This is a genomic window from Methyloprofundus sp., from assembly GCF_965251085.1.
GTDB lineage: Bacteria > Pseudomonadota > Gammaproteobacteria > Methylococcales > Methylomonadaceae > Methyloprofundus.
In genome coordinates this window covers 2,305,170-2,318,436 of record NZ_OZ252594.1, presented here as the reverse complement: position 1 = coordinate 2,318,436, position 13,267 = coordinate 2,305,170, and the positions used below count along the sequence as shown (strand labels likewise).

12 protein-coding genes and 2 pseudogenes are annotated in these 13,267 nt (G+C 42.0%); 11 read left to right on the top strand and 3 right to left on the bottom strand.

The features are described 5' to 3' along the window. The first annotated feature begins 75 nt into the window (after nt 1-75). The 3 genes from ACQY3F_RS10690 to ACQY3F_RS10680 all read left to right on the top strand — a co-directional run bounded on the left by ACQY3F_RS10690 (nt 76) and on the right by ACQY3F_RS10680 (nt 3,070). Entirely contained in the window at nt 76-972 is an 897-nt protein-coding gene (locus tag ACQY3F_RS10690; RefSeq protein ID WP_428354834.1) for an AsmA family protein, read from the top strand. A 92-nt stretch (nt 973-1,064) separates the two neighbouring features. After that, complete coding sequence (locus ACQY3F_RS10685) at nt 1,065-2,426, top strand: IS1380 family transposase (RefSeq protein ID WP_428352972.1); 1,362 nt, start codon at nt 1,065-1,067, stop codon at nt 2,424-2,426. 215 nt (nt 2,427-2,641) lie between these two features. Next, nucleotides 2,642-3,070 carry a hypothetical protein gene (locus tag ACQY3F_RS10680; protein WP_428354833.1) on the top strand — a complete coding sequence of 143 codons (429 nt, stop codon included), beginning with the start codon at nt 2,642-2,644 and terminating at the stop codon, nt 3,068-3,070. 158 nt (nt 3,071-3,228) lie between these two features. Here ACQY3F_RS10680 and ACQY3F_RS10675 read toward each other — a convergent pair whose 3' ends face one another. Together ACQY3F_RS10675 and ACQY3F_RS10670 are read right to left on the bottom strand one after the other, a co-directional pair. Beyond that, on the bottom strand, nt 3,229-4,131 hold the full coding sequence (locus ACQY3F_RS10675) for an NAD(P)-dependent methylenetetrahydromethanopterin dehydrogenase (protein ID WP_428354831.1): 903 nt from the start codon (nt 4,129-4,131) through the stop codon (nt 3,229-3,231). 44 nt (nt 4,132-4,175) lie between these two features. Continuing rightward, on the bottom strand, nt 4,176-5,084 hold the full coding sequence (locus ACQY3F_RS10670) for an NAD(P)-dependent methylenetetrahydromethanopterin dehydrogenase (protein WP_428354830.1): 909 nt from the start codon (nt 5,082-5,084) through the stop codon (nt 4,176-4,178). A gap of 141 nt (nt 5,085-5,225) precedes the next feature. Here ACQY3F_RS10670 and ACQY3F_RS10665 point away from each other — a divergent pair. The 5 genes and pseudogenes from ACQY3F_RS10665 to ACQY3F_RS10645 form a co-directional block, all read left to right on the top strand. Continuing rightward, nucleotides 5,226-5,912, top strand: a pseudogene (locus ACQY3F_RS10665) (isocitrate/isopropylmalate family dehydrogenase); the annotation flags it as partial. A gap of 5 nt (nt 5,913-5,917) precedes the next feature. After that, a complete protein-coding gene (locus ACQY3F_RS10660; protein WP_428353111.1) occupies nt 5,918-6,922 on the top strand; it encodes an IS630 family transposase in 1,005 nt (334 codons plus the stop codon). A gap of 29 nt (nt 6,923-6,951) precedes the next feature. Next, a pseudogene (locus ACQY3F_RS10655) lies at nt 6,952-7,335 on the top strand (isocitrate/isopropylmalate family dehydrogenase); the annotation flags it as partial. An 80-nt stretch (nt 7,336-7,415) separates the two neighbouring features. Beyond that, nucleotides 7,416-8,012, top strand: coding sequence for a 5-formyltetrahydrofolate cyclo-ligase (locus tag ACQY3F_RS10650; RefSeq protein ID WP_428354828.1), 597 nt, complete (start codon nt 7,416-7,418; stop codon nt 8,010-8,012). A gap of 301 nt (nt 8,013-8,313) precedes the next feature. Next, nucleotides 8,314-8,649, top strand: a complete 336-nt coding sequence (locus tag ACQY3F_RS10645) for a DMT family transporter (RefSeq protein ID WP_428354826.1) — start codon at nt 8,314-8,316, stop codon at nt 8,647-8,649. Between the two features lie 43 nt (nt 8,650-8,692). On the opposite strand, the gene cyoE is transcribed toward ACQY3F_RS10645, so the two are convergent. Beyond that, nucleotides 8,693-9,583, bottom strand: a complete 891-nt coding sequence (gene cyoE / locus ACQY3F_RS10640) for a heme o synthase (RefSeq protein ID WP_428354825.1) — start codon at nt 9,581-9,583, stop codon at nt 8,693-8,695. 283 nt (nt 9,584-9,866) lie between these two features. Between cyoE and ACQY3F_RS10635 the strand changes: the two genes are divergently transcribed. From ACQY3F_RS10635 to rsmD, 3 genes are read left to right on the top strand one after another with little or no spacing between them, the layout of a single operon-like run. Further along, complete coding sequence (locus ACQY3F_RS10635) at nt 9,867-11,219, top strand: M16 family metallopeptidase (protein ID WP_428354823.1); 1,353 nt, start codon at nt 9,867-9,869, stop codon at nt 11,217-11,219. Then, nucleotides 11,209-12,513, top strand: coding sequence for a M16 family metallopeptidase (locus ACQY3F_RS10630; RefSeq protein WP_428354822.1), 1,305 nt, complete (start codon nt 11,209-11,211; stop codon nt 12,511-12,513). Before ACQY3F_RS10635 ends, ACQY3F_RS10630 begins: the two co-directional genes overlap by 11 nt. After that, nucleotides 12,506-13,060, top strand: a complete 555-nt coding sequence (rsmD, locus tag ACQY3F_RS10625; protein WP_428357664.1) for a 16S rRNA (guanine(966)-N(2))-methyltransferase RsmD — start codon at nt 12,506-12,508, stop codon at nt 13,058-13,060. Before ACQY3F_RS10630 ends, rsmD begins: the two co-directional genes overlap by 8 nt. Nucleotides 13,061-13,267: the final 207 nt, after the last annotated feature.

Here is a 13,267-nt window from a genome sequence, read left to right as displayed (position 1 = left end):
GGCAAAGAGCGGAATGACGATAATGAAACAAGTAATTTTCCTCTGCTGATTATTGAGAATGCGGAACTAAAAAATATGCAGCTGATATATGGTGATGATAAGCAAGCCTATCGTCTAGATAGGCTGCTTATTGTTGTAAATGATCGTCAGGATCAATTACAAGTTCAAGTTGCAGGTCAGCTAAATAAACGCAAATTAGCAATTAATGGCAATGTATCACTATTAAACGCTGAAAATGCAGTCCTGGTTTTCAGTTCTGATTCTGTGGCAGAATTTATTTCAGCTGGGGAGACTAAAGCGAAATTTAAAGGCCAAGCCAGTTTAGGGAAAACAAAGTTAAATAGTGAATTGCTGTTGTTTTTTACTCAGGGAAAACCCGAAATTAAAGGAGAAATCATTTCGAGCGGCTTGTTTTTGCATGATCTGGGTATTTTTCCAGCCAGCACTGTGCCAGTTAAGCAGCAGGATAAACTGGCCAAACCCCGATTATTGTTTAGTTATGATCCCATTCCCTTACAAGGTTTCGATAATCTAAATCTCGATTTAAAGCTCAAAATAAGCCGACTCACAGCTGAAAATTATAAGCTCAACAACTTAGTTATTCATCTACTTTTACGCGACAAGAGGTTATCTCTAGCCCCGGTGAGTTTTAATTTTTCCGGGGAACGTGTACAGTTCACTGCAACTATAGAGCTTAGAGCTAAGCCCATATGGACTTTAAGTATAGTGGCTAATAATATTCCGCTGGACAAATTGTTAGGGCAAAAGAATACTGCGCATAGGGGTAAAGTGAGCGTGGAAACAAAGCTTAAAGGCGTAGGGCAGAGTATGCATGAAATTGCTTCCAGTTTAAAGGGTGATTTCAGTGTTGTGTTGGAGAATGAGACGATAAGCCGAAGTGAATTGGAGCTGGTTTTTCTTAACCCTATGGGCTGGATTTTTAGTCAGGGTATTTTTAGTAATGAAACCTAAATCCTGCAAGCATTATACATAATAATCCACAAAACTCCTTATTAAACAATGATATAATATCATTTTCCTGATTTCACTATCTCATTGTTTTAATGAAGCCCTCTAAAGTATCAAAATCCTCATCTCACGTAAGAAACCGTACCCGAACGGTAAAAATGACATCTACAGCACATGGATTGACAAGCCAGGCGGGACTGATTCCCGTCGTGAAATATTTAGACAGGATAGGTTTTGAAAAAACCGTAAAACAAAGCGTTCCACATCGGCGGGGTGAAAATGCAGACCATCACTTATCTGATGTGGTTCTATTGACGTTGGTTGGCATGATGGGGGGAGCAACATCAATGGCAAAGGTGACGACCGTATGGGCAGATAGCGTACTGCGCAAAGTAGCTGGCTGGATAAAGATTCCTGTTGAAACCACAATTTTACGGATCTTTAAAGAAGTAAGTGATAGGCAGATAAGCCAGTTTGAAACGCTCACGCATACTTTGCGTGGTCAACACTGGCGGCGATTGCTTCGTTCCGGAAAATCGAAAACTGGCATACAATCCGTCCAGTGGGTCGATGTCGATTCAACTGTGGACACCGTTTGTGGTCGACAAGAAGGAAGTGCCAAAGGCTTCAACCCCAAAAAGAAAGGTGCCCGTTCATACCATCCACAACTCGCTTTTCTAGCGGAAACAAAAGAAATTTTACAAGCCTGGTTCCGGACAGGCAATGCCTTTACAAGCAATGGTGTTGTAGAATTTACCAAACAGTTACTTGCACACTTGCCCAATCGGATGCGCATTATTTTTCGCGGTGACAGTGGTTATTTTGTCGGTGATTTGCTTGAATTTCTCGATACCAGAGGGCATGGGTATCTAATAAAGGTTAAACTTAAGAATTTGAACGCATTGCTGGCCAAACAGGCCTGGACAGCCATACAAGGCCGACCCGGTTGGGAGCAGAGCGAGTTTCAATATCGTTGTGGTGGCTGGTCTCGCTCTCGTCAGTTTGTCGCGGTCAGGATAAAGCAACCTAAACAAGTGACAGGACCTCAGTCCGAGCTTTGGGATACGGCAGAATATGACTATTTTTGTTATGTAACAACTGAACCTCTATCGCCTTGGCAAACACATAAGAAGTATGGTGAACGAGCGACGTGCGAAACATGGATTGAAGAAGCAAAATCACAAATGGGTTTAGGTAAAATCAGAACGAATCAATTTCTGGCTAATGCCGCATTATTTCATTGCGCCGTTCTTGCCTACAATACCGTGCGCTGGATGGCTCAATTGAGTGGCAACAAAACGTTGTGCCAATGGGAGCCGGATACACTTCGTACTTATCTGATTCGGGTGGCTGGAAAATTACTCACAGGCAATAATCAGCTGAGAGTCAGAACACCTGCAGATCCGCTCTATCCACAGGAATGGGATGATTGGGTTAAGGTGGGGTTACTCGCTTAACATTAACCGAAGTTAAGTCACTTTGATTAAAAGGTCATGGCACGTTGGCAGGGTGTTTATTGCCTTGGGCTCGGGGGATATCCATACGATACAAAAAATTTCCTCTATTTATGATTTAAATCTGGATATTTTGATCGGTTGGACAAAGAGGGCTGGCAAAGCGGCAGTAAAAACCTAATAACCACTTAGCTAGACAGGTTAATGAGAGTCAAAATATGGGCTTGCAGGATTTAGGTGAAATACTAATATCATGTGGCTTGGCTCAATATAGTATTAAGCAGGGTATTGCTAAATCAACACTTTTATTAATCGATGGGCCTAAGCTGTTTCTTCGGGGGAATGAAGAAGTAAATCTGGGCAAAGAGACAATTAATGCCTATTACAATTTACAAAAAAAGAATATTTTTGAAAATACTCTGTTCTTAGACTCATTTAATACCCATGTGCCTATAAAAGTCAGTGGTAATATCATCGACCCTGTTGTCGAGCAAGCGCCGCTGGAGTCGCTGGAGTCGAAAGCAAGTCGTTATGTTTTTGCGCCGGTTGCAACCATTCCGCGAGAAGTTATTGCAACTGTGTTAGACATATTTGAGGACAATAGAGAAGAAGCGCAGAGTCCTTGTAAAGAATTTCTGCAGCATTAATACTGCGCGCGCCTGTAGGGCCAATGCTGTTGACTTAAGCCCTCTCTTGCTGGTGGGTTGGGTGAGGAGAATAAAATCATGCATTGATAATCCCCTCATCCCAACCTTCTCCCTCTGGAGAAGAAGCTTATTCTTAAGTCTACAGGCAACAAGTAGCGCTATGAATCTAATATTTCTTTGGCTTTTTCAAACGCTGTAATAAAGTCTAAATAAACAGGTTTGTCACCGGTAAGCATTGAACTTAGCAAAGCGTGTTGCACTTTGTATTTAACATTACCTACTGCTAAAGGGCCTATTGCAACTGCATTCTCAGTACCTGCTAGCGGAGCACCAAAATCATTGACCTGTACTCCTGCAATACCCGCTGGAGGCACAGCATTTACATCACCCACTACTTTGAGTTGTTTGGCGTGGCCTAATACTTCAGTACTTAAGATTTGTATGCCCGCTTTAGCAGTACAAAAAATCAAGTCTGCATCTTCGATAAGTTTAATTTTATCTTCATCAAAAGTGGCTATAGTACCGCTGAGATTACATTCAAAACGGCGGTTATATTCTTCGGCCAGACCTTCTGCTTCTGCGCAAGAAAAATGATCGACCAGGGTTGCATCAGCCCCAGCTAATGATGCAATGACACCGGTTGCAATACCGACGGGCCCAGTGCCACCAAAAACCAGAGCTTTACAGTCTTTTAACGGCTTATTAAATTTATTTTTTAGTTCTTTTTCCACGCAGGCGACTAGTGCAGCCGCTGTTGTAAATGCGCCACTAGGGTCAGCTAAAACCGAGACTTCAAAAGGCGGGACCATGGACTTTTTAGCGCTATTAAGCATGTCGATTGCAACGCCTATATCACGACCGCCGATAAAAATACCGGTCTGTTTAACACCCTTGGGACCACGAGAAAATATAACATCCTGGGTGAGGCGATGCATGCTATCTGGCTTAACATTAGCATAAGGCATTAAGATGTCGAAATCACAATCCAGTGCCATATTGACATCGAAAGGACTGATATTTGGCATGGGGTCGAACATGTGTAATATGCTTCTTTTAGCCATTTTTTTTCCTTGGTAGTTAGGCGAAGTGCTTAAATAAGCACAGATTATTTATTCGTTTTAATATAGTCGCGAGCGATTGCAAAAGCGTGTTCAAAGTGTAAGAAAACAGGTTTATCAACTTCGGTCATTTTCTTTAATAACATGCTTTGCACCTGGTATTTTACATTACCGATGGCTAAAGCACCGACACCAACAGCGCCGCTATTAGATCCAGCTATGTCCTTAGCATTATCAAAAACATCGAGACCAGCGACGCCTGAGGGTGGAACAGCGTTCACATCAGCCGCAACTTTTAACTGTGTCGCCGAGGCGATCATTGCTGCGTTTAATAATTCAACACCCGCTGCACCCGTAGCAAAGACGACATCAGCTGTTTGCATATAATCAGCCTTATCCGCATCAGTGCCGGCGAGAATATTAATTTCACCGCCGCCAAATTTCTGGCTACACATATCCGCGATGCGCTGTGCTTTTTCCTGTTGACGGCCTATAATTCTGACATTCGCGCCAGCCTGAGCGGCTAATACGGCAACAACCTGGCCCACGGGACCTGTGCCTCCAAGGGCAAGTACTGTTTTACCGGACAGATCAGTAGAAAATTTGGATTTTAAGGTATCTTCTACGACAGCGACCATGGCTGCAGCCGTTGTAAATGCACCACTTGGGTCTGCAAAAACAGATACTTCAAACGGTGTGAACATGGATTTTTGTGCGCTTTTAAGCATCTCCATTGCTTGTTGGGTATCGCGTCCACCAATAAATATGCCGGTGTTTTTTAATCCTTTAGGACTACGCGAAAATATCGTATCTTGAACTAAACTACAGACTTCACCCGGCTCTACATTAATATAAGGTATGGCAGCCAGCCATCCCGCATCAATTGCCATATTGACATCAAAAGGGCTTAGATTTTTTGCGGTGGTGAACATATGTAAGATAAACGGTTTAGTCATGGCATCCTCTGTAAACGTGGCTCAATTTCAAAACTCAGCCTGCAAGTATAAAATAAAATCCAGTTCAATACATTGATATTTTCAAATTCACATAAAGGTGTGTATTATTTCTCTAACGAAAACTATTAGGAGTCTATCTGAATGCATAATGTAACTCTGATTAAAGGAGATGGCATAGGTCCATCAATTATGGGTGTAGCGGTCAAAATTATTGATGCGACGGGCGTTAAAATTAACTGGGAAGAGGCGTATGCGGGCATGGCTGCCTATGAACAATTTGGCACGGCTATTCCGGATGAAACCCTGGCTTCTATTGATAAAAATAGAGTGGCGTTCAAAGGCCCATTAACGACACCCGTGGGTAAGGGCTTTAGAAGTATTAATGTTGCTCTGCGCCAGAAATACGATTTATATGCAAACGTGCGCCCGGCAAGATCATGGAAAGGCGCGCAAAGTAAATTTACAGATATAGATATAGTGGTGATTAGAGAAAATACCGAAGGGCTTTATATGGGCCTGGAACATTATTTAACTAAAGAAAAAGATGTTGCTGAAAGCCTGGCGGTCATCACACGCAAAGGTTCTGAGCGGATTATTGAGTATGCTTTTCAGTATGCACAAGATAATGAGCGTAAAAAAATCACCTTATGTCATAAGGCAAATATTTTAAAATATACGTCGGGCTTGTTTTTAGACGTGGGACGTGAGATCGCAGAACGTTATCCAGAAATTGAATTTGATGAAAAAATTATCGATGCGACCTGTAAGTACTTACGCAAAATTAATTTAACGAAAAAAGGTGTCATAATAAACAATTATTTTGCTGACTCTAAATGTTTGTGCTCTATATAAAACACCTACTCCCAGAAGAAATTACTGCTTTAAATGTGATGCATAAAAACCATCCACTTCATTTAAGTAGAAGTCGAGCTCATGCTATTTTATTAAGTTTCAAAGAGCATTCTGTTCCCATGATTTGTTCTATTTATAACGTATGCCGCCAAACTGTTTCCACTTGGTTTTCTAACTGGGAAAAGAATGGAATCGATGGATTGGTTGACTGTCAGGGAAGAGGACGGCGAGGTATTTTAACTGAAAAACAACAAATAAGCTTAGTCCAGAGAGTTGAAAAATCTCCTAGATCATTAAAATCAGTACTAGCAAAATTTGAAGAAGATCTAGGCATTTCAGTTAGCATTGATACTATAAAACGTATTTGTAAACAAGCTGATCTTGTTTGGAAACGAGTTAGAAAATCCTTAAGGATAAAGCGTAATCAAGATAAATTTGATTTGGCAACCGATGAAATAAAAGAATTAATACAACAACATAAAGAGAATGAACTTGATTTGTGCTACTTTGATGAGTCGGGGTTTACACTAGAACCCTGTGTTCCTTATGCTTGGCAACAGTCAGGTGAGACGATTGAAATACCAAGCTCAAACAGCAAGCGTCTTAATGTATTAGGTTTTGTTAACAGAGATTGCAGGTTTGATTCTTTTGTTTTTGAAGGGAGTGTAAACACTTCGGTTGTTGTGGCTTGTATTGATGAATTTGCTAAACAGATTAAAAAACCAACAACTCTTATTATTGATAATGCATCGACTCATACGAGTAATGAATTTAATGAAAACCTTGAAAGGTGGAAAGAAAAAAACCTATCCATTTACCGTATACCGCCATACTCACCCGAGTTAAATATTATCGAGATTATATGGCGTAAAATAAAATACGAATGGCTTCCTTTTTCAGCTTATGAATCCTATGCCTCTCTTCAGGAAGAATTATTTAAGGTGCTGTCTAATATTGGAAAGAATTACAAAGTAGAGTTTGCATAAAAGGTTAAATTAATTTTGCATGGGTACTTATGCATCTGGTGATGGACCCCCATCAGTTTGATGTCATTGTTACAACGAATATGTTTGGTGATATTTTATCCGATTTAACTGCGGGGCTGGTCGGTGGTTTAGGCTTGATTCCGGGGGCAAATATAGGTGAAGATGCGGCCTTGTTTGAAGCAGTACACGGTAGTGCACCTGATATAGCAGGTAAAAATATCGCGAATCCTGCCGCAGTGATAATGGCTGGCGTGATGATGTTGCAGCATCTAGGTGAAAAACAAGCGGCTAAGCGCATTCAGACAGCGCTGGAAAAAATAGTTGATGCCGGTGAATTTGTTACTCCGGATTTAAATCCGAATTCTAAAGCCGGGACTATAGAAATGGGTGATGCGATTATTGCTGCTTTGTAAAGAAAATAGACAGTGAAAGTAATCTATGTAGGCTGGGTAGAGGTACGAAACCCAGCAGATCAGTCCACTTACTTATAGCGATGCTGAGTAAATCTATGCAACGCCGCATGGCATACGATGCGCGCAATACGCAACAGGATAAACAGAGATTAAGCCAGAAAATTTGCCAGCAAGTGCTTGCGCTGGAGGAATACCAGCAGGCAAATACAGTGCTGTGGTATTTACATTGTCGCTCTGAAGTACAAACCTATCAGACTGTGGTGGCGGAGTTGCAAAAGCAGGATAAGCAAATCGTTATTCCTTATTGTACAAAAGATAGTCAGGGTGATAATCATCTGGGCTTATGGCACTTAGAAGATTTCTCAGAGCTATCTGCGGGGACCTGGGGTATTTTGGAACCTCCACAACAGCGCTGGGGTGAAACAGGCAAAGAAATATCGCCTGAACAGATCGATATGGTTATCGTGCCTGGTGTTGCATTTGATCGGCAATGTGGTAGATTAGGCAATGGCGCTGGTTATTATGACCGTTTGTTTGCACATCTGGCAGCGCAATGTAAATTGATTGCTATGGGTTTTGACAGCCAGATTTTCGAGCATATTCTTATGCAGGAGCATGATGTGTATATGCATGCTGTCATAACAGAGTCTCGAATTTATCATAAAAGTAGCCGTTAATAATTGGGTACAAATTACTCAAGGTAGGATATTTTCATTAACCGTAAATCAAGCTTGTAATGATCAATGAAAAAATTTGCTTGATAACGGTAAAACTTATAACTGGATAGAAAACATGATGGGCACGTCGTACCTCCTTTGCCCATCCTACAAAAACGCTTGTTCCATCAGGGTATTTTTTATCAAATACCTGCTTCTCTGGTGCCTGGCTGGAAATATAAAATCTAATTTCGTAACTATCAGATACGCTGAGTAGTTACACTTTTTGTTTGATAACGGTAAAACTTATAACTGCATAGTCATGACTCAACAAACCTTAGCTTACCTTTATCTTGCTATTGCGATAGTGACTGAAGTCTCAGCAACAAGTGCACTAAAGGCCTCGGCCGAGTTTACCCGGGTTATTCCCAGTCTGATTGTGGTAGTGGGTTATGCAGTATCATTTTATTTTATGACGCTGGTGTTAAAAACCATGCCAGTGGGTATTACCTATGCAATATGGGCGGGCCTAGGGATTGTTTTAGTCGCTATAGTTGGCGCAGTCACCTATAAGGAAATACCTGGTATTCCTGCGATGATAGGTATGGCCTTAATTATTGCCGGTGTGGTCATTATTCATGTTTTCGAAAAACATTGAAAAAGGAGTGCAATAGCTTTAGCTATTGCAGTACTCATGTTTATCAGTTAAGCGTATATTTAAAATAATGGTCAATTAACAATAGCGCAAAAATTAGCATCAAATATACGATGGAATAGCTAAAAGTTTGCATGGCAGTTTTATCTGATTTAGTACGCATCATTTTGATCGCATAATAAATAAAACCTAAGCTCAATAAACTACCCGGAACCACATAAATCAAGCCACTCATTCCGGTCAGGTAAGGCAGCAGGGTGACGATAAACAGTAGAATGGTGTATAGCAGGATATGTAGCCGGGTAAATTCTGTGCCATGAGTGACGGGTAACATAGGGATATTAACCTTTGCATATTCATCGCGTCGTGCGATCGCTAATGCCCAGAAATGTGGCGGTGTCCAGACAAAAATCAATAAGAATAATAATAAAGCGTAGGGGTGAACTTCGCCAGTCATTGCACACCAGCCCAGTAAAGGCGGTGCTGCACCTGCAGCGCCCCCAATCACGATATTTTGCGGGGTCATGCGCTTAAGGTAGACGGTGTAGATAACGGCGTAGCCAATGAGAGAAATAAAAGTAAGTACGGCGGTCAGTGTGTTGACTAGAAAAACCAGAATCAGCATGGCAGTAATGCCTAATATGGCTGCAAAAGTCAGAACATTAGTAGAATTCAGGTCACCTTTGGGCAACGGGCGATTCTTCGTGCGCGCCATTTCAGCGTCTGCTTTTTGATCGATAAAATGGTTAATTGCAGCAGCGGATGCAGAAGCTAGGCCGATACCCAGTGTCGCGTATATAAACAAGGCAATAGGCGGCATACCCGGAACAGCAAGTAGCATACCTACGTTTGCTGTAAATACCAGTAGCGCCACTACTTTGGGTTTGCATAACTCAAGGTAGTTTTTCCAGGTCATATTAGTTTTTTCATTTGTCATGCGTTGTTTACTTATTTAATTCTTATCTGAGATAGAATACACCATTTACTGATATTTTATGGGCATCTTTCACTGGTCAGTTTACACTTTGCACCTTAAGTCGGGATTGCTACGGAGGGGAGTAGGCTTTAGCCTACACGTACAGCTCAAGTGTTACACGTGTAGGCAAAACCTACTCCCCACAATAACTGGATTCAATTTTAAAAGGGGTCATCAAAAATGTAAACTACTTTGAAGGCCATATGAAGGGTGCCATTTTATGCTCTATAGTTAGGGAGAAACTGTGAAGATTGTTCGTCTTTTAATATTGTTATTATTTTATTCATCTAGTGCTTATGCTACAGAAGTTCAGGAGCGTGTACTCGCAAATGGACTTAAGGTGTTAGTGAAACAAGAACACCGCTCTCCGGTGGTGGTGTCGCAAATCTGGTACAAGGTGGGTTCAAGTTACGAGCCTTCTGGTATTACCGGTATTTCTCATATGCTCGAGCATATGATGTTTAAGGGTACTGACAGTCATCCAGCGGGTGAGTTTTCTGAAATTGTTGCAGAAAACGGGGGGCGGGAAAATGCCTTTACCGGGCGTGATTATACCGCATATTTTCAAACCCTGGAAAAGTCTCGTCTGGCTATTAGCTTTGAACTGGAGGCAGATCGAATGCAGCATCTGCATTTATTAGCAGAAGAACTGGATAAAGAATTACAGGTCGTAATGGAAGAGCGCCGTATGCGCACTGAAGATAATCCTCGTGCCAAGTTGCAAGAGTATTTAATGGCCATGGCATACTCCAGTTCACCCTATAGAAACCCCGTGATTGGCTGGCCGTCGGATATAGAAAATTATAAGGTTGATGATCTGCAGCAATGGTATCAACAATGGTACACGCCAAATAATGCAACCTTGATTGTTGCGGGTGATGTACAAGCCGAAGAGGTATTTAAACTGGCGGAGCAGTATTTTGGAGCTATTCCTAAACGCGAAATTAAAACTTTAAAGCCACAAACGGAAATGGCGCAAGTGGGTGTCCGCCGCATGACCGTTAAATTGCCTGCGAAAGTTCCTTATATACTGATGGCTTATAAAGTTCCCAGTTTAAATACTGTAGGTGATGAATGGGAAGCCTACGCTCTAGATGTTTTAGCCGCAGTGCTGGATGGTGGTAACAGTGCGCGTTTACCAGCCAGGTTGCAACGGGGACAGCAAATTGCCAGTTCAGTCGGAGCAGGCTACGATTTGGGCGGTCGTTTAGAAGAGTTATTTATGTTTGAAGCAACACCGGTAAAAGGTAAGACACTATTAGATATGGAAATTGCATTAAAAACAGAAATACGTGCTTTGCAATCTAAAGTTATCAGTGCGCAGGAATTATCGCGAGTTAAAGCGCAGGTATTAGCGAGTTCGGTTTATGAGCAGGATTCATTGTTTTACCAGGCGATGAAACTGGGTATGGCTGAAACAGTCGGACTAGGCTGGCAAAAATCAGAGCAATACAGAGAGAAAATTAATCAGGTGACCGCTGAGCAAGTACGTCTGGTTGCAGATAAATATCTAGTCGAATCACAATTAAGTATTGCCTATCTAGAGCCGCAGAGCATGTCGGCTAATGCTAATTCGGGAGCTCGTCATGCGCATTAATCAATTATTAACCCTGGCTGTATTTAGTCTGGCAAGTACTTCCCTATTTGCATTTACCCCCATTCAGCATTGGCAAACAAGCCAGGGAGGACAGGTTTATTTTGTCAAAAGCCCGGGCTTACCTATGGTAGATATACGTATGGTTTTTGATGCCGGGAGTGCGCGAGATGGTAAACAGTACGGTATTGCATCTCTAACCAATAGCTTATTGGCAACGGGGGCAGGGCAGTGGAATGCTGACCAGATTGCTCAGCGATTTGACGCAGTTGGCGCAAAATATAGTGCTTCCAGTAATCGTGATACTAGCTGGGTGGGTTTGCGTAGTTTGACTCAGGCTGATTTGTTAACACAGGCTGTCGATACATTTGTGCAAATCATTGCTCAGCCAAATTTCGCACAAACAGAGTTCCAGCGCATCAAGCAGCAAAAGCTTATTGGGCTAAAGCAACAGCAAGAAAAACCTGGCTATATTGCTAAAAAAACCTTCTATCAGTCTATTTATGGTGAACACCCGTATGCGCATCTGGTTGCAGGCGAAATTAATACCCTGGAGGAAATACAGTTAGCCGATATTAAACAATTCTATGAACAATATTATATTAACCAGAATGCAGTTTTAGCCATAGTTGGAGATTTAACAGAGCAACAGGCCAGGCAAATGGCAGAAACATTGTTCCAACAGTTAAAGCCAGGCAACAAGGCCGAGCCGTTAGCTAAAGTAGAATTACCCGTTAAAGCTAAACAAGAGCATATCAACTTCCCCTCAACGCAAACGCATATTCTCGCTGGCTTGCCGGGTTTAAGTCGTAAAGATGATGATTATTTTCCTTTATATGTAGGTAATCATATTTTAGGTGGCGGAGGATTGGTTTCGTTATTGTTTAAAGAAATTCGTGAAGATAGAGGCCTGGCTTATAGTGCGTATAGTTATTTTTCGCCTTTAGAGCAGCTGGGGCCGTTTACCATGGGCCTGCAAACTCAGAATAAACAAAGCCGTATGGCAATCGAAGTGATGCAAAAAACCTTGGCTGATTTTATTAAGCTCGGCCCCACGCAAGAGCAGTTAACTGCGGCTCAGAAAAACTTGACCGGAGGCTTCGTGTTGCGCTTTGATAGTAATAAGAAATTATTAAATTATGTTGCCACCATCGCTTTTTATGAATTGCCTTTAGATTATCTGGAAAGCTTTTCGGGTAAAGTTTCCAGGCTGACTACGCAACAGATCAAATCAGCATTCCAGCGCAGAATCAATACGAATCTATTGCAAATCATTAGTGTCGGTGGGCATGAGTAATAAAGTCAGAATCATTGGCGGAGAGTGGCGCGGACGCAATCTGCCTTTTCCTGACGTACAAGGTTTGCGTCCCACGCCAGCACGGGTGCGGGAGACGGTTTTTAACTGGTTGCAATATGACCTTGTAGCCAGCCGTTGCCTGGATTTATATGCTGGAAGCGGGGCCTTAGGTATGGAAGCCGCTTCACGTGGAGCAAAATCAGTCGTACAGGTGGAAAGTGACGCAAAAGTGTGTCGGCAATTAAAACAAAATGCTGAACTAGTCGGCACCAGCAAGATTAAAATTGTCCAGCAAGATGTTTTTCGCTATCTGTCCGGAAATGCTGAAGAATTTGATCTGGTTTTTTTAGACCCACCGTTTGCAAAAGGCTATGCCATCCAGGCAGCTAACTGGTTGGATGATAAGTTGTGGTTGGCTAATCACGCTAAAATTTATATAGAAGTAGAACGTCAGCTCAAATTAACTGACCTGCCTGAAAACTGGGGAGTGTTAAAGCAAAAAACAGCCGGTGAAGTGGCCTATTATTTATTTGAGCGTATAGCTTAGCTACTGTAGGGTATGGCTTTAGACGCTATAATGCAGGTTGGGTAGAGGTACGAAACCCAGGAATCGTTGTCACCTAAGCTATGGATTATTGAGTTTCCTCAGTTCCCCCGCCTTAAACTCAATGCTGTTGACTTAAGAATAAACGCCTTCTCCAGAGGGAGAAGGTTGGGATGAGGGGATTATCAATGCATGATTTTATTTTCCTCA